At 63.0% G+C, this 23,413-nt stretch carries 21 protein-coding genes and 2 pseudogenes; 15 read left to right on the top strand and 8 right to left on the bottom strand.

Features of this window, described 5'->3' with window-relative positions:
* Positions 1–29 precede the first annotated feature (29 nt).
* Entirely contained in the window at positions 30–752 is a 723-nt protein-coding gene (locus NKH31_RS05355; RefSeq protein WP_254864104.1) for a hypothetical protein, read from the top strand.
* Between the two features lie 60 nt (positions 753–812).
* Here the strand turns inward: NKH31_RS05355 and NKH31_RS05350 are convergent.
* The 5 genes and pseudogenes from NKH31_RS05350 to NKH31_RS05330 form a co-directional block, all read right to left on the bottom strand.
* A pseudogene (locus NKH31_RS05350) lies at positions 813–956 on the bottom strand (IS5/IS1182 family transposase); the annotation flags it as partial.
* A 17-nt stretch (positions 957–973) separates the two neighbouring features.
* Positions 974–1,694 (bottom strand): annotated as a pseudogene (locus NKH31_RS05345) (IS6 family transposase).
* 125 nt (positions 1,695–1,819) lie between these two features.
* Entirely contained in the window at positions 1,820–2,680 is an 861-nt protein-coding gene (locus NKH31_RS05340; RefSeq protein ID WP_425492313.1) for an IS5 family transposase, read from the bottom strand.
* Between the two features lie 671 nt (positions 2,681–3,351).
* Positions 3,352–3,534, bottom strand: a complete 183-nt coding sequence (locus NKH31_RS05335) for a hypothetical protein (RefSeq protein ID WP_254864868.1) — start codon at positions 3,532–3,534, stop codon at positions 3,352–3,354.
* Positions 3,535–3,564: 30 nt separating this feature from the next.
* Positions 3,565–3,843 (bottom strand): hypothetical protein, encoded by a 279-nt coding sequence (locus tag NKH31_RS05330; protein ID WP_254864102.1) that lies wholly within the window; start codon positions 3,841–3,843, stop codon positions 3,565–3,567.
* A gap of 118 nt (positions 3,844–3,961) precedes the next feature.
* Here NKH31_RS05330 and NKH31_RS05325 point away from each other — a divergent pair, with 118 nt between their 5' ends.
* The 5 genes from NKH31_RS05325 (at position 3,962) to NKH31_RS05305 (ending at position 11,624) form a co-directional block, all read left to right on the top strand.
* The gene (locus NKH31_RS05325) at positions 3,962–4,717 is read left to right on the top strand and encodes an SOS response-associated peptidase (protein ID WP_254864101.1); all 756 of its coding nucleotides are present in this window, start codon (positions 3,962–3,964) and stop codon (positions 4,715–4,717) included.
* A 229-nt stretch (positions 4,718–4,946) separates the two neighbouring features.
* A complete protein-coding gene (gene thsB / locus NKH31_RS05320) occupies positions 4,947–6,611 on the top strand; it encodes a thermosome subunit beta (protein ID WP_254864100.1) in 1,665 nt (554 codons plus the stop codon).
* Positions 6,612–6,967: 356 nt separating this feature from the next.
* Complete coding sequence (locus NKH31_RS05315) at positions 6,968–8,929, top strand: ABC transporter ATP-binding protein (RefSeq protein WP_254864099.1); 1,962 nt, start codon at positions 6,968–6,970, stop codon at positions 8,927–8,929.
* 44 nt (positions 8,930–8,973) lie between these two features.
* Positions 8,974–9,330, top strand: coding sequence for a nuclear transport factor 2 family protein (locus tag NKH31_RS05310; RefSeq protein WP_254864098.1), 357 nt, complete (start codon positions 8,974–8,976; stop codon positions 9,328–9,330).
* A gap of 149 nt (positions 9,331–9,479) precedes the next feature.
* Complete coding sequence (locus NKH31_RS05305) at positions 9,480–11,624, top strand: cation:proton antiporter domain-containing protein (protein ID WP_425492312.1); 2,145 nt, start codon at positions 9,480–9,482, stop codon at positions 11,622–11,624.
* A 38-nt stretch (positions 11,625–11,662) separates the two neighbouring features.
* On the opposite strand, the gene NKH31_RS05300 is transcribed toward NKH31_RS05305, so the two are convergent.
* Entirely contained in the window at positions 11,663–12,805 is a 1,143-nt protein-coding gene (locus NKH31_RS05300) for an MBL fold metallo-hydrolase (protein WP_254864097.1), read from the bottom strand.
* Positions 12,806–13,010: 205 nt separating this feature from the next.
* On the opposite strand from NKH31_RS05300, the gene NKH31_RS05295 reads away from it, so the two are divergent.
* Both NKH31_RS05295 and NKH31_RS05290 read left to right on the top strand, forming a co-directional pair.
* Positions 13,011–13,292, top strand: a complete 282-nt coding sequence (locus NKH31_RS05295; protein ID WP_254864096.1) for an AbrB/MazE/SpoVT family DNA-binding domain-containing protein — start codon at positions 13,011–13,013, stop codon at positions 13,290–13,292.
* Complete coding sequence (locus NKH31_RS05290; protein ID WP_254864095.1) at positions 13,289–13,765, top strand: PIN domain-containing protein; 477 nt, start codon at positions 13,289–13,291, stop codon at positions 13,763–13,765. The genes NKH31_RS05295 and NKH31_RS05290 overlap by 4 nt, the downstream gene beginning before the upstream one ends.
* A 233-nt stretch (positions 13,766–13,998) precedes the next feature.
* On the opposite strand, the gene serS is transcribed toward NKH31_RS05290, so the two are convergent.
* Positions 13,999–15,375, bottom strand: coding sequence for a serine--tRNA ligase (gene serS, locus NKH31_RS05285; protein ID WP_254864094.1), 1,377 nt, complete (start codon positions 15,373–15,375; stop codon positions 13,999–14,001).
* Positions 15,376–15,475: 100 nt separating this feature from the next.
* Between serS and NKH31_RS05280 the strand changes: the two genes are divergently transcribed.
* From NKH31_RS05280 to NKH31_RS05265, 4 genes are all read left to right on the top strand, one after another.
* On the top strand, positions 15,476–16,192 hold the full coding sequence (locus tag NKH31_RS05280; RefSeq protein ID WP_254864093.1) for a carbonic anhydrase: 717 nt from the start codon (positions 15,476–15,478) through the stop codon (positions 16,190–16,192).
* 51 nt (positions 16,193–16,243) lie between these two features.
* Complete coding sequence (locus tag NKH31_RS05275) at positions 16,244–16,453, top strand: hypothetical protein (protein WP_254864092.1); 210 nt, start codon at positions 16,244–16,246, stop codon at positions 16,451–16,453.
* A 173-nt stretch (positions 16,454–16,626) separates the two neighbouring features.
* Complete coding sequence (locus tag NKH31_RS05270; protein WP_005554588.1) at positions 16,627–16,821, top strand: cold-shock protein; 195 nt, start codon at positions 16,627–16,629, stop codon at positions 16,819–16,821.
* Positions 16,822–16,961: 140 nt separating this feature from the next.
* Complete coding sequence (locus tag NKH31_RS05265; protein ID WP_254864091.1) at positions 16,962–17,327, top strand: cupin domain-containing protein; 366 nt, start codon at positions 16,962–16,964, stop codon at positions 17,325–17,327.
* A gap of 5 nt (positions 17,328–17,332) precedes the next feature.
* On the opposite strand, the gene NKH31_RS05260 is transcribed toward NKH31_RS05265, so the two are convergent.
* Positions 17,333–18,013 carry a hypothetical protein gene (locus NKH31_RS05260; RefSeq protein WP_254864090.1) on the bottom strand — a complete coding sequence of 227 codons (681 nt, stop codon included), beginning with the start codon at positions 18,011–18,013 and terminating at the stop codon, positions 17,333–17,335.
* A gap of 132 nt (positions 18,014–18,145) precedes the next feature.
* Between NKH31_RS05260 and NKH31_RS05255 the strand changes: the two genes are divergently transcribed.
* The 3 genes from NKH31_RS05255 to NKH31_RS05245 all read left to right on the top strand — a co-directional run bounded on the left by NKH31_RS05255 (position 18,146) and on the right by NKH31_RS05245 (position 23,311).
* Positions 18,146–20,233, top strand: a complete 2,088-nt coding sequence (locus NKH31_RS05255; protein WP_254864089.1) for a prolyl oligopeptidase family serine peptidase — start codon at positions 18,146–18,148, stop codon at positions 20,231–20,233.
* A 231-nt stretch (positions 20,234–20,464) separates the two neighbouring features.
* Positions 20,465–21,169, top strand: coding sequence for a coiled-coil domain-containing protein (locus NKH31_RS05250; RefSeq protein WP_254864088.1), 705 nt, complete (start codon positions 20,465–20,467; stop codon positions 21,167–21,169).
* Positions 21,170–21,250: 81 nt separating this feature from the next.
* Positions 21,251–23,311 carry a DEAD/DEAH box helicase gene (locus NKH31_RS05245; protein ID WP_254864087.1) on the top strand — a complete coding sequence of 687 codons (2,061 nt, stop codon included), beginning with the start codon at positions 21,251–21,253 and terminating at the stop codon, positions 23,309–23,311.
* Positions 23,312–23,413 lie beyond the last annotated feature (102 nt).

The following is a 23,413-nucleotide window of genomic DNA, read 5'->3' as shown; positions in this document are numbered from 1 at the left end:
TATATATTATATTGGTCCAACCATAACATATGGTGAAAGACACCAATCGAAATCAGAGAAGAACAGTACTAAAAACAATTGGTGGTGGAGTTGCTGGACTATCGTTCTTGGGGACCTCCATCATGGCCGGTGCTGAGGCAACTCACAACGAAATTGATACAAATTTCAATCCAGGGCAGGAAAATGAACTCATTGAGTTCTTTAAAAAGTTCAACGAGCTGAATGAAGAAGGGAGGGATGATATTTGGGATGAATTAAACCACGGCCAAAGAATGGCTTACCACGATGCAAATAGACTAACATCTGCGGACATGACCGATGTTATCTTCCCAAATTCGGCCAGTGCACAATCATTCCCTTATGATTATACAGCCACGTTCCAATTTGACTTGTACGGACTGGGAGGTTTTGGAGGTGTGAAAGTGTTTGAGCTGTATCATCAAATAATGTGGGATGTCGAAGGAGATGAAGTTGTGGCTGTGGAGACTAATGGATGGACTGAAAACCGCGGGTGGTTCTGGGGTGACGATGGGAATAGCAAATCGGTGCTTGAAGAAAGGGATGGTTTTTGGGGTCATACAGTTGATTCTACCAGAGAGAGAAAAATGACGTATGCTAGTAGTCCGTGGAATACGTTCACTGAGTACCCAGAGACTACCATCAGCGGAGCTTCGGACGGTATTGGTAGAGTCACAGAATGTGATGGCGACGGATTGGATATAGAAAATGTTGATCATCCACTTGTATGTTAAAGTAGGCGACGATTCCTAACAATTGATCGACTATTTAGGGTCTTGTTTTGACGCCTAAAATCATGTGTTTGAACCGTCGAGCGCGATTTCGACGTTGCTGACCGCACACTTCAGAACGAGTTCGCGGAACTGGCCTAATCAGATGCGAGCACGGACTATCTCGCCGTATTTGCACCAGCGTGTGAAAAACGTCGATTCGGCACTGTCTATTTCAGCACCTCCTAAGCCGGCGTTCGGCCATTGAGCGCTTGATTCGGTTGATCGTGGTTGTATTGGTGTCTGAAGCGTCTGAGCCAGCGTCTTGCGCTGGCCGGACTGCCCCGCCAGAACGAGTGAAAGCGGTCGATTCGCATTGAGGCGGTCTGAAACTACTTTTCGACGTGGTTTCGCTCTCTGTAGTCGAGCTGCCCGCTCAATTCGTGGCGCGCGAGGGCAGTCAGATAGCCGCCATCATCGACGAGAAACTCTGTCTCGTCAATATCGTGATTCTCGGTCAGCCGATGGAGAAACGCCGCCGCTGGATCAGTTCCGCGGCGTTGACGAGACGAACAGCGTCTCGTTCGCACACCAGAACGCGTAACGTTCTAGGGACGGCCGAAGACATCGATTTCCAGCAGAAGGTTCGATTTCGTGTCAATCGCGGCGTACAGCATTTTTTCTCGCCGTGAACCTCGATCTGTTCCTCGTCGCCCGCGACCCGCGACGACTGCACCGGCGTCGGGTCGCTCTGGTCCTCCGAAAGATTCTGCGTCCAGTTCCAAATTGCACCGTGAGAACGGTCAATACCGAGCAAATCGAGCACTGGGGCGACCTCTCGAACCGACAGTCCCATCGAATGCAGTCGCACCCCGAACACCCTGACGGGTGTCGGGGTGCGCTCGTTCCCCAATCCTCATCACAGTCCACGTCTAAGTTCTCTCTGGGCAGGTTGGCGAGTTGCATGGTCACTTCTCGCCACCACCTGCTTATTCCTCAAACTCTCATCTAGACAGTGCCAGACAAACTAAACATAACCTGTTGATGGTCTTTCGAATTTCGCCTACTTGGCCCTGTTTAGACGCCTGGTTTCACCGGTCTGAACCCTCTAACGCGCGTTCGATATTCCGGACCGCAGATTTCATGACAAGTTCACGGAATTGACCGAACCAGGTTCTTGACCAGAGCGTGTCTCCGTACCTACGCCGGAGACCGAAAAACACTGATTCAGCGTTCGAGCGTTGGTGATACGCCCGATCATGGATAAGCAAGTTCCTCGCCCATCCTCGCATTCCAGGATCTCGCTGTGGAATCAGCGGTGTGATACTTTCCGCCCGCCATCTCGTGCGAAGTTCCTCCCAGTCGTAGCCCTTATCCGCCGCGACAGTGCCTAACACGTCGAGATTACGCACTAGCACTTTCCAGCCAACCTGCGTATCGTGCGGTTGTTTCATTGAACAGTGTGTATATAGGATCGCACTCGTCTCACAATCGACCAACAGCGTGGTTTTCACCGCTTCGAACGTGTAGTCCGTCCGTTTCGCGTAGTGCTGGCTGGCTTGGACGCGATCCACACCAGTTGCGTCGATCGCCTGAACGTCTCCGAGTTCGTATAGATCGACCGACGAATCGAGTATCGCTCGCCACCGCTTCATCGGTATCTCCTGCTTTCGCGCGCACACTGTCGAGAAGTGTGGTAGCGTTTCAGGCGTCAAGTCGAGCAATTTCGTGACTCTGGGCATCTCTCGAAGAACATCCATCAGCTTCCTGTAATCGTGGTTGAAGTACTCTTTGAGGCCTTGAATCGCGAGAATTACCCAGTCGGCATACCCGTCTTCACCAGGCCGGTATGCCGGTTCCGGCGGGCCAGCGACGGCTTTTTGAGCGAACGACACGACTGTCTTCGCGAAGCGGGCGGTCTTCGTCAGCACACCGAAACCGACCCGCTTCACTTCCTAGTATATCCGACAAGTAGCGGCTTTTGCTAGGACACTAGAATTTACTAGTGACGACCCCATCGAGTTGATGGTGAGCGTCTAAACAAGGCCGCCTACTTCTGGATCACTATTTACTACCGATTTCTAGAGTATATTCACCTTCCAAATATACATTCCACTAAAACCAATTATTTTTTTGACGTATAACCCTCTACGAACATCAATACTGAAAAAATCACAATAGCGATTATCAGTGTAAACAACCCTCCATCATTCGGGTTATATACATCATATATTATGCCATATATGGGGATGCTTAGAAGTGACGAAACCAATGCCATCGCGAAAAGACGAACATTCGAGAGGCTTCCCATAACATAAGTAAATCCTACAACGCCATATAAATTACGTAGCTCTTGGACCAATACATTCCCGGACGGAAAGGCGATTACATACCGACTAATACAACGCACCGTTTCCGCTCGAATGTCGAATCCATGGTTTTTGTGCTCCGGCGATAATATGCGAGATCGCGCGCTCGAAACTGGTTCAAACAGTTCCGTGAACTCGCACTCGACTGTGGCGTACGAAACATCGAACTCGCGCTCGACCGCTCTAACCCACGAACTCAACCGTGTAAATGAGACAATTTACTTGTCACATTTTCATTTAACCGGCTGAGGCGCTTACCGGAGGACTTCGACGGGTTCGTCGGATGCGATCCACTCGTCTGCGTGATCGAGGTGGCGAAGTTCCAGGCGGCCGTCGTCTCTGACGACGAATTCGTACATGTCCGTCGAGTTTTCGGTCGGCTGTGGCGCGTTCATGCCCAGATCGTTTACGACGCCTACCAAGAGTACGACGCCCATACCGCAAAGTGAGTCGCCGTAGGCGATCCATTACCGGTCGAACTCGTCGGCGCCATCGTGGAGGAAGATCCCGAGATAAACCGAGACGAGCGCGCCGGCGATACCGGCGGCGAAGACGTAGCTGAAGGCGGTTTCCGGTGTGATCGGCGCCGACCCCTCGGCGATCGCACCGACGAATCCCACGACGACGAGGATCAGCGACAGCGTTCGAAGCTGGAGGACGAATTTCTTCGAGCGCTCCCGACGCTTCGTCGACTGCGCGTCTTCGGCCAGTCCGTCAGCCGACGACTCTTCGACCGGGTCGTCCATCTAGTGCTAGGTCGGAGCACCGGTCCTATAAACGTGCTGACGACGCCATCGATGCGCAGCCGATACCAGCGATTCGCCGTCGCGAACGGTTTTCTCCCCGCGGCGCGTACGCCGACTCATGTGCGGTCGATACTCGCTGTTCACGCCGCCGGCCGATCTGGAGGAGCGATTCGACGCCCGGTTCGACGCACCGACGTCGCCGACGTACAACGCCGCGCCGGGCCAGCGGCTTCCCGTCGTCACCGACGCCGAACCGGAGACCATCCAGCCGCTCGAGTGGGGCCTGCTCCCCGCCTGGGCCGACGACGACCGGGACGGCCTGATCAACGCTCGGGCGGAGACGGTCGACGAGAAGCCGAGCTTTCGACCATCGTACGAGCGGTCGTCGTCCGGTCGCGACGTCGAATCGGAGATTGCCGAAGCCGGGCGCTGTCTCGTCCTCGCGGACGGGTTTTACGAGTGGACCCGGACCGACGACGGCAAGCGACCGTACCGAATCGCGTTCGAGGACGACCGCCCCTTCGCGATGGCCGGCCTCTGGGCGACCTGGCGTCCGGAGACGGTCCAGTCGGGTCTCGACGCGTTCGCCAGTGGCGGAGCCGATGATCGAGGCGACGATGCTGGCGATGAGAACGACGCGCGCGTCACATTCACCATCGTGACGACCGAGCCGAACGACGTGGTCGAACCGCTTCACCACCGGATGGCGGCGATCCTCGAACCCGACTCCGAACGCGAGTGGCTCGCAGAGCCCGATCCTAAGTCGGTGCTCACGCCGCACGACTCCGACTCGCTTCGGGCGTATCCGGTCTCGACGGCCGTGAACGCGCCCAAAAACGACGACCCGTCGCTGGTCGAACCGGTCGACGCGTAGAATAGGGCGACGCGAAGGACCGGCCCGACCGCCACCGAACGTATACTTAAACAGTCTCGTTTGGCGTCGGTTTTCCCCGCACAGTAGTTTGGTATACTGTCGCACGAATACGTTCAGCAGGCCTACCGTCGGGCGGTTCGACGCACGTTCGGCGTGGCTCGCCCGAGCGGTCGGGGACTCTCGGGAACGGTAGATTTATGTAGAAGGACAAACAACGAATCGTTTGACTATGAGTCAGCGAATGCAGCAGGGACAGCCGATGATCGTCATGAGCGAAGACTCCCAGCGCGTCAAGGATCGCGACGCGCAGGAGTACAACATCAGCGCCGCGCGCGCCGTCGCCGAGTCGGTCAAATCGACGCTCGGCCCGAAGGGAATGGACAAGATGCTCGTCGACTCGATGGGCGATGTCACCATCACGAACGACGGCGTCACCATCCTCCAGGAGATGGACATCGACAACCCGACGGCCGAGATGATCATCGAGGTCGCTGAGACCCAGGAGGACGAAGCCGGCGACGGCACCACGACCGCCGTCGCGATCGCGGGTGAACTGCTGAAAAACGCCGAGGACCTGATCGAGCAGGACATTCACCCGACGGCCATCATCAAGGGCTTCCACATGGCCGCCGAGCAGGCTCGCGAGGAGATCGACGATATCGCGACCGACGTCGACACCGAAGACGAGGACCTGCTTCGCTCGGTCGCCGAGACGTCGATGACCGGCAAGGGCGCCGAGCTCAATAAGGAGCACCTCTCCTCGCTGATCGTCGAGGCCGTCCGCAACGTCACGGTCGAGAACGACGAGGGCGAGAACGTCGTCGACCTCGAGTTCCTGAACATCGAGACGCAGGCCGGCCGCGCGGTCGGTGAGTCCGACCTCCTCGTCGGCGGCATCGTCAACAAAGAGCCGACGCACGACGACATGCCCCGCGAGGCGACCGACGCCGACATCCTCCTCATCAACGACCCGATCGAGGTCGACGAAGCCGACGTCAGCACCGAGGTCTCGGTCTCCGACCCCGATCAGCTCCAGAAGTTCTTAGACCGCGAAGAACAGCAGCTTCGCGAGAAGGTCGACCACATCGTCGACGTCGGCGCCGACGTCGTCTTCTGCCAGAAGGGCATCGACGACCTCGCCCAGCACTACCTCGCGAAGGAGGGCATCCTCGCCGTCCGCCGGACGAAGAAGTCCGACCTGGAGTTCCTCCAGGAGGTCGTCGACGCGTCGATCGTCTCCGACCTAGAGAGCGCGACCGAAGACGACCTCGGCTACGGCGACGTAACCCGCGACGAGGCCGACGACCTGTTCTACGTCGAGGGCGACGACGCCCACGGCGTCACCCTCCTGCTTCGGGGCTCGACCGACCACGTCGTCGACGAACTCGAACGCGGCGTCAGCGACGCGCTCGACGTCGTCGCACAGACCGTCACCGACGGCCGCGTGCTGGCCGGCGGCGGCGCGATCGAGGTCGAACTCGCTTCGCGCCTGCGTGACTACGCCGACAGCGTCTCCGGTCGCGAGCAACTCGCCGTCGAGTCCTTCGCCGACTCGCTCGAGCTCGTCCCGCGCGTCCTCGCCGAGAACGCCGGGCTCGATAGCATCGACACGCTCGTCGACCTGCGTGCGGCCCACGACGAAGACGACGTCACCGCCGGCCTGAACGCCTGGACCGGCGACGTCGAGAACACCTTCGACGCGGGCATCGTCGAACCCGCCCACGCCAAAGAGCAGGCCGTCACCTCCGCTTCGGAGGCGGCCAACCTCGTGCTCAAGATCGACGATATCATCTCCGCCGGCGACCTCTCGACCGACAAGGGCGACGACGAGGAAGGCGGCGCACCCGGCGGCGGCATGGGCGGTATGGGCGGCGGCATGGGCGGCATGATGTGAACCTAAATTTTGCTCTGCGGGCGCCATAGGCGCCCTCGGCAAAATTTAGTACAAAAGCACTCCTCCTTCCGTTCCACTCGCTTCGCTCGTTCCACATCAGTCGTCGGCCCGCTCACTCGGCCGACGGCCTCGCTCGCGGTATTGTATCAGGGGTATCCCAGCCCTTCCCCGTGCTCGCCTGCCCGCACAGCGGGCAGGCTCGCGGCCACCGCGAAACGCACCCACGGAACGACTCTCTCTCTCTCTCTCTCTCTCTCTCTCTCTCTCCGTTTGTAGAATCAGTATCTGCGACGGGTTCCGGCACCGTCGGCCGAAACCGAGGGGGGTTTACGTTTCGAAACTGAACCCGTCTGCCAGTGAGCGATTACGACGCAGAGGAGACGCCGTTCGATCGATATCGAGAGCGCGTCGACCGGCCGCTTACCAGACTGTTCGTCGAGTACGCGCCCGGTCGGTTGGGGCTGTTCGGCGCCGGGATGCTGGCGAACTTCGTCGCCCGGATGGCCAGCCTCGTGCCGCCGGTGATGCTCGGCGTGGCGATCGACGCCATCTTCGCCCCCGACGCGGACGATCCGGCTCCGTTCTCCCTGCCGTTCGTTCCCGACGCGTGGCTTCCCGACGCCCAGCTCGCCCAGCTCGAGTTCACGGTGATCGCGATCGCCGTCGCGTTCGTCGCGGTGGCCGTCTTCACCTGGATTTACGGCGTGACGGCCAACCTGTTCGCCCACGGCGTGATGCACGCCGTCCGCGTCGACAGCTTCCGGAAGATGCAACGGCTGGATCAGACGTTCTTCGACGACAAGCAGACCGGCGAGGTGATGGCGGTGTTGAACGACGACACGCGGAACTTAGAGATGTTTCTCGACAACGCGCTGATGGACTCGCTTCGCCTGCTGGTGATGGTGGCCGGCATCGCCGCCGTCCTCTTCTATCTCAACTGGCAACTCGCGTTCATCACGCTGTTCGCCGTCCCCGCGATGTTCGCCTTCACGATCTGGTTCATGAAGACCGTCGAACCCCGCTACGTCCGCCAGCGGTCGGCGGTCGCGCGATTGAACACCCGCCTCGAGAACGCGATCTCGGGGATGGGCCTCACAAAGGCGACGGCGACGGAAGACTACGAGGTAAACCGCGTCAGCAAGGCCTCGATGAACTTCTTCGACCGGACGATGGACGTCCTCAAGCTCTCGTACCTCTACCGGCCGGGAATGGAGTTACTGGCCGGCATCGCCTTCGTCGCGACGTTTCTCGTCGGCGGGCTCTGGCTCGCGACCGATACGGCGCCGGGCCCGTTGACGGGCACCCTCTCGGTCGGTGACTTCGTCGTCTTCTTGATGCTGACCCAGCGGATCGTCGACCCGCTGGCGCAGGTTTCCGACATCGTCGACCAGTACGAGAACGCGAAGGCTTCGAGCGAGCGCATCTTCGGATTGATGGATATCGAGGTCGCCATCGAGGACGCCGCGGACGCGAAACCGCTTCCCGAGGCCGAGGGCCGCGTCGCCTACGACGACGTCACCTTCGCCTACGACAACGTCCTCGCGGAGGGGAACGTCACTCCGTCGGAGCAACGAACGGGAGGCGGTGAAACCGCCGACGGCGGGTCCAGACCGGTGATCGAGGACGTTTCTTTCGTCGCCGAACCCGGCGAGATGGTCGCCTTCGTCGGCCCGACGGGCGCCGGCAAGTCGACGCTTCTCAAGCTGCTCCTCCGGCTGTACGACGTCGACGAGGGCGCGATCCGGATCGACGGTCACGACCTCCGGGGCCTCCAGCTGGCCGACCTCCGGGAGGCGATCGGCTACGTCGGCCAGGAGACGTTCCTCTTCGACGGCACCGTCGCCGAGAACATCCGCTACGGCGAGTTCGACGCGAGCGACGAGGCCGTCCGCGAGGCGGCCGAGGCGGCCGAAGCGCACGCGTTCATCGAGGAGTTGCCGGACGGCTACGACACCAGAGTCGGCGAGCGCGGCACGAAACTCTCCGGCGGCCAGCGCCAGCGCATCGCCATCGCCCGAACCATCCTGCAGGATCCGCCGATCCTCGTCCTCGACGAGGCGACCAGCGCGGTCGACACGAAGACGGAACTCGCAATCCAGCGCTCGATCGAACGACTCACCGTGGATCGAACGACCCTCGCGATCGCTCACCGCCTCTCGACGATCCGCGACGCCGATACGATTCTCGTGTTAGAAGGCGGTCGGATCGTCGAACGCGGCGATCACGACGAGCTCCTGGCGGCTGACGGGAAGTACGCCACCCTCTGGAACGTCCAGGCCGGTCAGCTCGACGAACCGGTCGAGCTATCGGACGACTAGGCTCGGAGCGGAGGTTTTTGTCCGTCCCCGAGAAACACGCCCACGTGACCGATGAGCCGACTACGAGCCTGGGCGACGAAGCGCTCACGCTCGTCCGCCGGTACTACGCCGCCCTCGACGCACACGAGTACGACGTATTCGAGACCCTTCTGGCACCGTCGTTCGTCCAGCGCCGGCCCGACCGAACGTTCGAGGGTCGAGACGCGTTCGTCGGCTTCATGCGCGACGATCGGCCGGTGGCCGACACCAGCCACGATCTCGCCGAGCTCTTCGGGACCGGCGATCGCGTGACCGCTCGCGGCCGACTCGTCGACGCGACCGGCGAGGCGTTGTTCGAATTCGCCGACGTGTTCGAAATCGACGCTGGACGGATCGTCCGGCTCGAGACGTACACGCGCTGAGTCGCTGTCGCTCTGTGGTCAGATCCGTTCGGGTCGATAGCGAGACCGACGGCTTCTCCGCCGAGACCCCGTGACGGCCGTCCCTACCCGGTCGTATGGCTGGGATAACGAACCGGGATCCCGTCTGACTCGGTGATACGCCGAATTCGATGTCCGTCGACGCCGTAGCGACCGAACGAGTCGTCACAGTCGACGCCACGATACCCGACGTCGTGGCGCTCACGAACGCGTATCCGCTCGTCTCTCGCCCGTCGCTCTCGCTCCCGTTCGACGATCCGGTGATCGTCTTCGGGCTCGCGATGATCGTCTTCCTGGTCGCCCCGATGGTGTTAGAGCGAAACCGACTGCCGGGGATCGTCGGCATCATTCTGGTCGGGGCGGCGATCGGGCCGAACGGTCTCGGATTGCTCGAACGGGGCGAGACGATCCAGCTCCTGGGCGAGGTGGGGCTCATCTACCTGCTGTTCGTCGCCGGCCTCGAGATCAACTTCGCGCAGTTCGTCGCCCGTCGAGATCGATCGATCGTCTTCGGACTGCTCTCGTTTCTCGTCCCGCAGGCCGTCGGGACGGTCGTCGGAATCGTGGTCTTCGATTTCTCCGTCGCCGCCGCGTCGCTGTTCGCCGCGATCTTCGCCTCGCACACGCTGCTCGCCTATCCGATCGTCAACCGGCTCGGTATCGTCGGCGAGGAGTCGATGACGGCGACCGTCGGCGGGACGATCCTGACCGACACCCTCGCGCTGCTCGTGCTGGCCGTCGTCGTCGCCTCCGTCGACGGCGAGCTCACGACGACCTTTTGGGCGGAACTCGCGATCGGATTGACGATCTTCTTCGCCGCCGTCTGGTTCATCGTCCCCCGGTTAGGTCGCTGGTTCTTTCGCATCCACGACGAGGAGCGCTACTACGAGTTTCTCTTCGTCATGGCGATCCTGTTCGCCTCGGCCCTGCTCGCCGAACTGGCCGGCGTCGAACACATCGTGGGTGCCTTCCTCGCCGGGCTGGCGTTAAACCGGTTGATTCCGAAGACTGGGACGTTGATGAACCGCATCGAGTTCGTCGGAAACGCGCTGTTCATCCCCTTCTTCTTGCTCTCGGTCGGGATGCTCGTCGACGTTCGCGTGATCGCAGACGGTGTCGAGACGCTCTCGCTTGCGACGGCGCTGATCGCGATGGTCGTAGCGACGAAGTACGCCGCCGCCTGGCTGACGGGGCGACTCTACGGCTACTCGCCAGCGAGCGTCGGCGCCATGTTCGGCCTGTCGGTCGGCCAGGCCGCGGCGGCGCTCGCGATCGTCCAGATCGGCTTCGACGCTGGCGTTCCCGGCTTCGATCGGGCGCTGATCAACGCGGTCGTCCTGATGATCCTCGTCGTGAGCGTCGTCAGTCCGGCGGTGGTCGAGCGGGCTGGCTCGCGGATCGCGCGCTCGATCGAACGTCGGGCGTACGATCCGACCCGGATGCCCCAGCGTATCCTCGTCCCGGTCTCGCGTGAGTCCAGATATGCGGCGAACTTACTCGACCTGGCGCTCTCGATCCGCGACGAACGGTCCGGACAGCCGATTCACACCGTCTCGGTCGTCAGGCCGGACCGGACGGATCGAACGCTGGCCGAGATCGCTTCCCTCGAGGTCGAACAGTCGCGATTGCGGTCGTACGCGGCCGGCGCCGACGTCCCGGTCGTCGGGCACCGCCGACTCAACCACAACGTCGCCTCCGGGATCGTCTCCGCGGCGATCGAAACACGGATCTCGACGATCGTGATCGGGTGGGACGGCGCGCGAGCGAGAACCCAGCGGGTCTTCGGCCACACGATCGACCAGCTCCTTTCGCGAACGACGCAGCTGACGGTCGTCGGCCGAATCCGCGACCCGCTGTCCACGACCGAGCGGATCGTGCTCGTTCTCCCGCCGGACATCGAGCACAACGACGGCCTGGACGAGGTGATCCACACCATCACCCAGCTGGCGACGGCGATCGGCGCGGCCGTCGACGCGCTCGCGGTCGAGGGCGATCCCGCCGCACTCGAACGGCGCGCGGCGAGCGTCGACCCGGAGGCGTCCGTGCGCGTCTCGGCCGTCGACGACTGGGCGGAACTCGAGTCCGAACTCGGCGCCAAACTCGACGCCGGCGCGATGGCGATCTGCGTGAGCGCGCGGCGCGACGACGTCGGCTGGCACCCCGAACTCCGGACGCTGCCGAGTCGAATCTCGACGATGACCGACGGCAACTTCGCCGTCGTCTACCCGGCTACGGAAGAACGCCCGGACGACCGACAGTTCCTCCAGCTTCCGTGAAACCCGGGGCCGTTTCGGTGAGAATTGGCCCGAGCCGGTCAGGCAGAGCAGTTGTTCGGCCCGAGTTCGAGTTCCGTCCGCTCCTCTGGGTCGAGGTCGCGGACGCCGCGGTTGATCTCGATGATTTCCTCGTAGTTCGCGGGCTCCTCGCCGGGATCGGCGAGTCGGGAAACGAATTCTTCCTCGTCGAGCTGGAGGACGTCCATCTCGGTTCGAGCTTCCCGGACAGTGGTCGCGATCGGTTCGCCGGGTGAACCGGTGACGAACTCGCCGTCTTCGGTTACGGTGACGTGGCCCGGAAGTACGGCGAGCCCGTCGGGTTCGGCCAGTAGCGTCCGGTGGAGTGACTCGTAGAGCATACGGGCGCCCTGGTCGCCCTCGCCCTCGGAAAACTCCAGTTCGGTCCGGCCGACCGAGTCCGCGTGCAGCGCGTCCGCCGTCAACACGGCCGCGTCGCCGACGAGAATCGAGAGCATCTCGCTGGTGTGGCCCGGCGTGTAGAGCGCTTTCAGCGAGAGCTCGCCCACCTCGAGGGCCTCGTTCCGGCCGAGCGCGTCGAACGGGATCTCGACGTCGCGCTCGGCGGCCCCCTCGCCCAGGTAGTACGGGACGTCGAGTTCGTCCGCGAGTCGCCGCCCGCCCGAGACGTGATCGGCGTGGACGTGGGTGTCGATCACGGCCGAAATCGTCAGATCGGCCGCCGTCGCGGCCGCCTTCACCTCGTCTCCGTCCTCGGTGGGGTCGACGGCGACGCCCTCACCCGTCTGCGCACAGCCGACGACGTAGGAGAGACAGCCCTTCGCCCGGCGCTGGAGCTGGACCGCGCGGGCGGATTCCCCGACGTCGATCTCGACGTGGTCGTAGACGCCGCTCCAGGCCTTCATCCCGCCGTCGACGGCGTTGACCTCCCGGTCGTCCAGCTCGTCGGCCAGCTGGGTCGCGAGGTTGCCCGAGGAGAGCCCCTTGCCACAGATCGTAATCACGCGGTCGTCGTCGCCGACGAGTTCGTCGATCTCGTCGACGCGTCCGTCGAGATCCTCCTCGGGGTCGAACGGATAATTGACCGCCCCGCGAACGTGCCAGGCCTCGTAGCTCTCTTCCGGACGGGTGTCGATGAGCGTGAAATCCTCGTCGCCGTCGAGTAATTCTTTGAGTCGATCGGGAGAGATCGTGGTGACCATCTGTGGTCGTCGGACCACGTCGAGAGCCAAAATACGATCTGCCCGATCGGGTCAAGAGCGTGTCGGAACCCAGCTGGTTGACACGGTCGAGTCCGAGTCGTATCACGGATCACGCACGTCGTTCACGAATCGGGTGTCGCCACCTCCGCACACCGGGTATGAATATCGTCGTAATACTCATTATCCATTACTCCCTAGTGCCGATATGCCCCGGGTTACCACCAAAGGTCAAGTCACCATCCCGAAGGACATCCGGGACGAACTCGGGATCGAATCCGGTGACGAGATAACCTTCGAGGCAGTCGACTCCGGGTACAAGATAACGAAGAAAGAGCCGACCACCGCCGACGGTGCGGACCCCTTCGAAACATACCGGGGCAGCGCGGAGAGCGACGAAACCATGCCGGATCGGATGCGACGCCTTCGCGGCGAATATCCCCGCGACGTTGGCGACGAGAAACGCGACAGGTCGGAGGGTCCCTCGTGATTACGGCGGTCGATACGAACGCGCTTCTCGCGCTGTTGTACGACGACGAACACGCCGATGCGAGCGAAGCGGAACTTCGTCGCGTCTATCGAGAGGGTCGCGTCGTCACGACGCCGATCGTGTACGCCGAACTCGCCGCAGACGGTCACTTCGATACCGCGACGGACCTCGATCAGTTTCTCGAAGACCTCAGTATTCGAGTGGCCGAACCGTCGCGAGCGGCGACGTTCAGGGCGGGCGAGAGGTTCCGGAAATACATCGATCGTCGACCTGATGGCCTTCAGTGTCCATCCTGCGGGTCCACACAGACGGTAGACTGTCACTCGTGTCGCCGCCAGCTCACACCGCGCCAGCACATCGCTGCGGACTTCGTCATCGGTGGCCACGCCGCTGTCGATGCCGACGCGCTGGTCAGCTTCGATTCGGGGTTCTACGAGACGTATTTCCCGGACGTAACCGTCTATCCGTCTTGATCACCTTCTCGCGGTTCTCACTCACTTCGTTCGCTCCCGGCTTCGCCGTTCACGGGTCACTCCGCTCCCCGTTCACCATTTCGAGGATTTCGCTCACTTCGCTCACGGGTCGTACCTCCCCGTTCACGTATTCGAGGTCTCACTACGTTCGACCTCGCACTCGCTCAATCCTCGCCGCTCACGGGTCACTCCGGTCCCCGTTCGCCATTCCGAGAGCGACGCCTTCGCTGCGCTCAGTCGTCGCTCTCGCCTAGCGCACTCTCACCGACCGATTCGTGCCCTTCGATCACGTCCTGGCCGCCCATGTAGGGCCTGAGCGCGTCGGGAACGGTGATCGTGCCGTCGTCGTTCTGGTAGTACTCCATGATGGCGACCATCACGCGCGGCAGCGCGACGCCCGAGCCGTTCAGGGTGTGGAGGTACTCGGCCGACTCGTGGCGCTCGGGGCGGAACTGGATGCCCGCCCGGCGGGCCTGGAAGTCCTCGAAGTTCGAGACCGACGATACCTCGAGCCAGCGCCCGCCTTCGTCGGGGCCGTCGTCCATGTCGTCGGCGGGCGCCCAGACCTCGATGTCGTACTTCTTCGACTGGGTGAATCCGAGATCGCCCGTACACATCTCGAGGATGCGGTAGGGCAGTCCGAGCCGACGCAGCACCTCTTCGGCCTCGTCGACCAGCCCCTCGAAGCGCTCTGCGCTCTCTTCTGGGCGGACGAAATTGACGAGTTCGACCTTGTTGAACTGGTGGACGCGGACGTAGCCGCGGGTTTCCGTGCCGTGTTCACCAGCTTCGCGCCGGAAGTTCGGCGAGTAGGCGACGTACTTCAGCGGGAGGTCCTCGTCGACGAAGATCTCGTCGCGGTGCATGTTGGTCACCGGCACCTCCGCGGTCGGGAGCAGCCAGAGGTCGTCATCGTCGTAGGACTCCTGGTTGCTCGCACCCAGCCGGTAGGCGTCCTCGGTGAACTTCGGGAACTGGCCGGTTCCTCGCATCGAGGCCGAGTTGACGGCGATCGGGGGGAAGACGTCGACGTAGCCGCTCTCGCGGTGGACGTCGAGGAAGAACTGGATGAGCGCGTGCTCGAGTCGTGCCCCGTCTCCCTTGAGGAACTGGAAGCCGCCGCCGGCGACTTTCGCCCCGCGCTCGAAGTCGATCAGTTCGAGGTCTTCGCCCAGGTCGTAGTGCGGGACGACCTCGTTTGGTAGCTCGCGCAGGTCGTCGAACCCCTCGCGGCGGCGCTCGACGTTCTCGGTCTCGTCGGCGCCGACGGGCACCTCGTCGGCGGGGATCTGTGGCAGGTTGAGCAGCCCCTCTTCTAACTCCGCCTCCAGGACGTCGGCGCGCGATTCGACCGACTCGAGTTCGGTCTTCAACTCGTTCGAGCGCTCGATCGCCGCGTCCGCCTCGGTGTCGTTGCCCTCGCGTTTGAGCTCGCCGATCTTTCGGCTCACCTGGTTGCGCTCGTGACGAAGATCGTCGCCGCGGGCTTTGAGTTCGCGCCACTCTTCGTCGACGGCGAGTAGCCGGTCGAGATCGAAGTCGACGCCTTTGTGGTCGAGTGCGGTTCGCACCTCGTCTGGATTCTCGCGCACGTAGGTCCGATCGAGCATGGTCTTGGGGGCAGGTTCCGTACGCCCGGGCAAAATCGTATCGGAAACCGAGCCGCCGTGAGTCGAATCGTTATTGAGTTATCCGCTCAATCTACCGCGTATGGAAGGCGACCTCGAGAGCCTACTGGAGGGGAACGCGGCGCACGTCGAGTCGCTGTCGGACGATTATTTCGAGACGATACGAACCGGACAGCAACCGAGCGTCGTCTCGATGTGCTGTTCTGACTCCCGGGTCTCACAGGAGGGCATGTGGAACGTCGATCGACCGGGAGCGGTGTTCACGCCGAGTAACATCGGCAACCAGGTCTGGGACGCAGACGTCGGCGAGCGGATCGTCGACGGGAGCGTACTCTACCCGATCCACCACTGCGGGACGCGAACGATCGCCGTCGTCGGTCACACGGGCTGCGGGGCCGTCTCGGCGGCGTACGACGTCGCCTGCGGCGCCGAAGCGCCGCGACCGATCGGCGTCACGAAGTGGGTCGAATTGCTCGTCCCCGTCATCGAGGAGGGCCTGGCCGACGAGCGCGTCGACGCCGATCCCGACGGGACGCCGCGCGACGCGGACGAGACGACGGTCAGAAACCAGCTCGTCGAGTACAACGTCGACGCGCAGGTCGACTTCCTGCTCGAGGCACCCGAGGTGCCCGAGGACGTCTCGATCTACGGTTTCGTCTACGATTTCCACGGTGCCTACGGCAACGACCCCGGACGTACCTACCTCGTCAACCGGAACGGAGCGACCGACCCGGAAGACATTCGTGACGGGCTCGACCCGGCCTACCACGACGCGGTCGAGAGCCTGCTCGCGTTCTGATCGCCGCCATCGGTACCGTTACCCGAGCGCGGACCGTACCCCCAGTGATCGATGCACGCCGTTTTCGAATCCGATCGGCTCTTCTACTACGCCGTCGGGCTGTTCACGCTCGCGATCTTCGTCGTCGGACTCGCGATCTTCGCGTACGTGAGCCCCGACGGGCTCGGTACCCGCGAACTCGTCGGCTTCGTCGTCGGCTACGGGCTGTTCGTGGCCACCTACTTCCTCGCGATGGGGATCTATCGGCTGGTGCCGGCGTGAGTGGCGTTACCGATCTCGTCCGAACGATCGACGGTGAGTGCGACCGCCGATAACAGTTTGTTTCATAGAAAGGAAATCGGCGATATAGCTGGTAGAAGCGCTGTCTGTGGAGAATTCCGTCGTCGTGGTAAGTCGGAAGGGTTATCTGTGATCCGGTCGTCGGTTCAAGAGCAATGGCGAAAGGAACCGTTGATTTCTTCAACGACACTGGCGGCTACGGATTCATCGAGACTGAGGACGCGGACGACGACGTGTTCTTCCACATGGAAGACATCGGCGGCCCGGACCTTGAGGAAGGACAGGAACTCGAGTTCGACATCGAGCAGGCCCCGAAGGGCCCGCGCGCGACGAACGTCGAGCGCCTGTAAGGCGAATTCGCTGAGGTATCGACTCTTGACTGCAGTATTCAACATTTCGTAGCGACGGCCGTGAGATACGAACGAACCGAGTACAACGCGGCGTCTCCGAATCGATCGATCTTTTGAGGCTCGCCGCAGACGGTACCTGCATGAGCGATCCGCTTATTCGACGCGGAGACGAGATCGAGTACGAGTCGGTCGACGCCGCCGACGGCCTCTCGAAGGGCGTCCTGATCGCCGAGGAGCACGGCGCGCCGAATTTCGCGATTCGACGCTTTACGCTCGAACCCGGCGCGGAGGTGCCGAGACACACCAACGCGGTCGAACACGAGCAGTACGTCCTCGACGGCGAGTACGTCGTCGGTATCGACGACGAGGAGGTCACCGTCTCTGCCGGCGACTCGCTTCTGATTCCGGCCGGGACGGTCCACTGGTACCGAAACGAGGGCGACGAGGCGGGCGCGTTCATCTGCGCGGTTCCCAACGGCGACGACGAGATCGAGCTGGCGGAGTAAGGGTCCTACTCGTCCCAGGGACACGGCGCGAGATCGGCGACCGCCTGGCTGACGATTATCTCTTCGTCGAACACCTCGACGTGGCCGTCGAAACTCGACACCGAGACGCCGACCGACTCCTCGACGGGGTCGCGACCGTCGAGGTCGACCTCCATCGCGTGCACCCCGATCCGCGTGATCGAGGCGGCGGTCGAGTCGCTATCGGGCTCGACGTCGACGTCCGTTTCGACGAGCGTCTCGCCGTCCGACGTCCGGACGGTGACGGTTCCGGTCACGGCGGAGCCGGTTTCGTTTTCGAGCGTGAACCGCCGCGGGCTGAGTTCCGGTTCGTCGTCGGCTTCGAGGTCGAGTCGATACCGCTCACCGTCGGCCTCGATCGTCGCCAGGTAGTACGCCCGGTCGTGGCTGACGTACGTTTCGTCGACGTCGATCGCGCTCGCGAGGTGAATTTCCTCCGCTTCGTAGCCGCCGTCGATCGCCTCGTCGATCTCGGCCTGGACGTCGTCGGGAAACTCGCCGTAGGAGACGACCTCCCGCTCGCAGGTCTCGTAGCGGGTGCTCGATCCGGTGGCCGGGGAGCCTGTCGGTTCGTCGTCCTCCGATCCGTCGTCATCGCCGTCGAGCGTATCGAGACAGCCGACCGTTCCGATCGTCGCCAGCGTCGCGATGAGAGCGCGTCGATTCATTCGTCTGTACCGTTCGTTTTCCGGTCACCCCACTAAAGGCTCGCCTACCTACAACGGCCGTTTCAGTTTGACCGGTAGAAGAAACCCGCCGCTATCCGAGATTTCTTACCCGTCCCTTCTCGACACCGTGGTATGAGTAAACAGACGGGTTCCGGTCACCCGGAGACCGAACGCGACCCGGTCAGCGAGGAGTTACACGGCGAGACGATCGTCGATCCGTACCGCTGGCTCGAAGCCGACGACGAGGCGGTCAGCGCGTGGGAGGACACGCAAAATCGCTACACGAACGAGTTCGTCGAGACGGACCGCCGCGAGGCCCTTCGGCCGGCGTTCGAGGCACTCGCCGCCCACGAAACCTTCCACGTCCCGGTCGTGCGGGACGGACGGTACTTTCAACTGATCGAAGCCGCGGGGGCCGATCAGCCGCGATTGACCGTTCGAGTGACGCGCGAGGGCGACCCGCGGACCCTCGTCGACCCGAACGATCTCGGCGAGACGGTCTCGCTCGGCTGGTTCGTCCCCGACCCGGACGGCGACCGCGTCGTCTACGGCCTGATGGAAGGCGGCACGGAGGAGTACGACGTGTGCGTGCTGGACGTCGACTCCGGCGAGATCGTCGATCGGATCGACGACGTCGGCCGCTGTGGCGAGTTCTCGGTCGCCTGGGACGACGACGGCTTCTACTACCAGTCGACCGGTAGCGCCGACGACGGGGCGTTGCTCGAGAAGGAACTTCGCTACCGCGAACTCGGCGGCGACGACCGGTTCGTCACCGACGACATCCCCGAGCGGCGCTGGCCGAACGTCCACGTCGACCGCGAGAGCGGGCTCGTGCTCGTCGCACTCGGCGAACTGGCGTCGGATACGGAGCTGTACGTCCTGGACGGCGACGAGCTCGTCCCGCTGGTCACCGACGTGGACGCCTCGCTCGCACCGCTCGTCCACGCGGGACGCGTCTACCTGAACACGAATCACGAGGCGCCGCGGTTCCGACTGCTCGGCGCCGACGTCGAGGACATTCTGGCACGGGTCGGAGACGGCGAGCCGGGTCTCGACGCGTTCGAGACCGTCGTTTCCGAGAGCGACGACGTGCTGACGCAGGTGGTGCCGGCCGGCGACGGCCTGGCGATCCACCGGATCCGCGACGCTCGATCGGTCGTCTCGCTCCACGATGTCGAGGGCGAGCGACGCCACGAACTCTCGCTGCCCGAGTTCGTCGGCGTTCCGCGGGGCGGACTGGCCGGCGACGGCGATACGGACGAGGTAGTCTTCGGTCTGCAGGGGTTCGACCGACCGTCGAGTATCGTCCACGCCGACGCGGGAAGCGACGCCGGCCCCGACGACTGGGCGGTCGTCCAGTCTCCCGAGTTCCCGCCGTCGCTCGACCCGCGCGAGGGACTCGACCTCACCGTCGATCGGCTGTGGGTGGACTCGACCGACGGCGCCACGGTGCCGGTCTACGTCGTCCACCGATCGGACCTCGACCCCGACGGCGTCGCGCCGACCGTTCTCTACGGCTACGGCGGCTTTCGGATCCCGTTGCTCCCGAGCTTCGGTCCGTTCCGCTCTCAGTTCCTGGCCGACGGCGGCGTGTTCGCGGTGGCCTGCCTGCGCGGGGGTCTCGAATTCGGCGAGGAGTGGCACGAAGACGGCCACCGGGAGCACAAACACCACACGTTCGACGACTTCGAGGCCGCGGGTGAGGCGCTGATCGAGGCTGGCTACACGAACACGGAGACACTCGCGGGAATGGGCGGCTCGAACGGCGGCTTGCTCGTCGGGGCCGCGCTGACGCGCCGACCCGACCTGTTCGGAGCCATCGTCTGCGGCGTTCCCCTGCTAGACATGCTGCGATTCCACCGGTTCCTGCTGGGCGAGACGTGGACGCCCGAGTACGGCTCGCCGGAGGACCCCGAAGAGTTCGAGTGGCTTCGGGCGTACTCGCCGTATCACAACGTCGAGGAAACCGACTACCCGGCGACGCTGTTTCACACCGCCGCGGGCGACACGCGCGTCCACCCGGGACACGCCCGGAAGATGGCCGCGCTGGTCCAGCACGAGACGACCGGCGACGCGCCCATCTGTTTCCGAAGCGACGCGGAGACGGGCCACGGTATGGGAACGCCGACGTCGCTCGTCGTCGAGCAACAGCTCGACCGCTGGACGTTCGTCTACGAGACGTTCGACGTCGAGCCGACGGTCGAACTCGACGAGCCGTAGAACGGACCTCGGGACGTCCTCGCGCCCTCCTACCGACCGTTCAACCCGTTTCCCGGTCGGCGGTGACTCGGTCTCGTATCACGGCCCACGAACTTCATTCTCGCCAAAATAATTCGATATAATACATAATATTTTAATCACGACCCGTTGGCCGTCCGACCGCGGGAGGAAAGCGCCGATCACCATCACTAAAAATTGGAGCTGCACTCGCGTCCGCTGGTGACGAAACCTATGAATTCGAACGAAGAGACGGACGATCGACGGAGTACCGATTCGACGACGAAGCGCGACACCCACTCGACGCTCGCCAGACGGACGACGCTCGGGCTGGTCGGACTCGGTGGGCTCGGTATCTTAGGAACGGCCGCTGCGGACGGTGACGACCCACCGGGCGGTCTTCCAGGGCGTGTGTCTGCCCTCGAAACCCAACTCGCCGAGACGAACGCGACGGTGGATACGCTGGAGACCGAACTCGCTGCGACCAACGATACGGTCGACGCGTTGGAAACGGAACTGGACGACGCGACGGACACGATCGACGCGCTCGTCGACGCACTCGAACAGACGCAGGCGGAACTCGAAGATGCCCAGGAGGCCATCGAGGATCTGCAGGACGAAGTGGACGACGAGGACGGATGGGCCGGTGTCGAGGGAACGATCACGACCGACGTCGGATACAATCTGAGCTACACGGGGTTCGATCCGGTGACGTTCGAGGATGAAGACGGGGCGGTCGTCGCCGAAGTGGCCGTCGAGGACGCGTCGGGGGTGAGCGGTGTCAGCGGTCTCTTCAGCGTCGAAGACATCGAACCGGGGACGTACACGATCGGCACGTACTGGTCCTCCGGCTTCGGCTCGGAGTTCGAGGGTGAAACGGAGATCGACGTCGACGCGAACGCGGTCAACGAGGTTACGCTGCTCGTCGAGGAGATCTAGCGGGCAGGCCCGCTCTCGTAGCGTCGTCTGCGACCGACACGAGACGAACCACTCTTAAAATCCGGTCCCGTAACGATGGCCGTGTCGAAGCAGCTCCAGCGGGTCGAGACGCTCTTCTGTCACGAGGTCGGCGACGACTACCTGGTCGTCGTCACGCGCGACGGCGAGCGGCTGTTCCGGGCGAAACTCGGCCTCTCGGAGACCGAAGCCGGTCCCCGGCCGACGAAGTTCCGGTTGAAGCGGGGTTCGAGCGAGGAGCCCCGCCAGCCCGACGAGTTCGTCGAACTGGCCCGGCGGGCGGAACGGATTCGGATCTCCGAGCAGACGTCGGCGTCGGGGCGAGCGAAACTCCTGGAGATGCTTTCCGGGTACCAGCTCGAAGAGAAGGCCAAAGCCGTCCGAACGTGTCGCTACTGCGCGTCGGCGGGGCGCTACTCGCCGGTGACGACGGAGACGGCGATCAAGGACGACCGCGACTGGATCTGTACGGATTGTGCCCGCCAGGAACTCGAACGACAGCTCTCGTATTCGGGCGGGGTTACGGGTGCCGCGAAGGAGCGCCTCGAAGAGCTGATGCTCGAGGTGCAAGACCTCCAGCGGATCGTCAACCTGCTCAAGGGCCGGCTCGACCCCGAGTTGACGAAGTTCGATACGATCAGCGCGACGACCGACGAGGTCGATCCCGTCGGGGTCGACACGCTCGACCTCCACCCGGATCTGCAGGCCCTGCTCGAAGACCGGTTCGACACCCTGCTTCCGGTCCAGAGCCTCTCGGTCGACAACGGACTGTTCGACGGACGCGATCAGCTGGTGGTGAGCGCGACGGCGACGGGGAAGACGCTCGTCGGCGAACTGACCGGCATCGATCGCGTCCTGAAGGGGAAGGGGACGATGCTCTTTCTCGTCCCGCTGGTGGCGCTCGCGAACCAGAAACACGAGGATTTCGAAGACGAGTACGGCCACCTGGTCGACGTCTCGATCCGGGTCGGCGCGAGTCGGATCGCCGACTCGGGCAACCGGTTCGACCCGAACGCGGACGTGATCGTCGGCACCTACGAGGGGATCGACCACGCCCTGCGAACGGGCAAGGACCTGGGAGATATCGGGACGGTCGTCATCGACGAGGTCCACACCCTGAAAGAAGACGAGCGCGGCCACCGCCTCGACGGGCTCATCTCGCGGTTGAAGTACGCGACCGAGACCAGGGCCCGCGAGCGCGACGGGTACGACGGGGCCCAGTGGATCTACCTGTCTGCGACCGTCGGCAATCCCGAACAGCTCGCCCGGACGCTCGAATCGACGTTGATCGAGTTCGAAGAGCGACCGGTGCCGATCGAGCGCCACGTCACGTTCGCCGACGGCCGGGAGAAGGTGCGGGTGGCGAACAAGCTCGTCAAGCGCGAGTTCGACACGAAATCGTCGAAGGGCTACCGCGGCCAGACGATCATCTTCACCAACTCGCGCCGGCGCTGTCACGAGATTTCGCGAAAACTGGAGTACGACGCCGCGCCCTACCACGCGGGACTCGACTACAGGCGACGCAAGACGGTCGAGCGGAAGTTCGGCGACCAGGAACTGGCGGCGGTCGTCACGACGGCGGCGCTCGCGGCCGGGGTGGATTTCCCCGCCTCGCAGGTCGTCTTCGACTCGCTGGCGATGGGCATCGAGTGGCTCTCGGTCCAGGAGTTCCACCAGATGCTCGGTCGGGCGGGCCGACCCGATTACCACGACGAGGGGAAAGTGTACGTCCTCGTCGAACCCGACTGCGCCTACCACAACTCGATGGAGGGAACCGAAGACGAAATCGCGTTCACGCTGTTGAAAGGCGAGATGGAGTCCGTGATGACCCACTACGACGAGGCGGCGGCCGTCGAGGAGACGCTGGCGAACGTGACCGTCGCCGGGCGGGGTGCGAAGCGGCTGAACGACCGCATGCTCGGCGAGGTGCCGACGAAACACGCGGTCGGCAAGCTCATAGAGTACGACTTCATCGACGGCTTCGAGCCGACGCCGCTCGGTCGCGTGGTCACCGAACACTTTCTCGATCCGGGACAGGCGTTCGCGTTGCTCGACGGCATCCGCAAAAACGCACACCCCTACGACCTGATCGCCGACATCGAGTTGCGCGATCGGGACCTCTGAGGCGTCCTCGGTCGAATCGTCCGTTCGAACGGGGGAATTCGTCGGTCACGGGTCTAACCATCTCGAACAACCAGCGCCCATGACCTGTTAGCGGCCGGAAAG

Origin of the sequence: Halovivax gelatinilyticus (assembly GCF_024300625.1) — an archaeon.
Classification (GTDB): domain Archaea; phylum Halobacteriota; class Halobacteria; order Halobacteriales; family Natrialbaceae; genus Halovivax; species Halovivax gelatinilyticus.
Note: the sequence above shows the minus strand (reverse complement) of the source record. Positions and strands in the feature narration are given on the sequence as shown.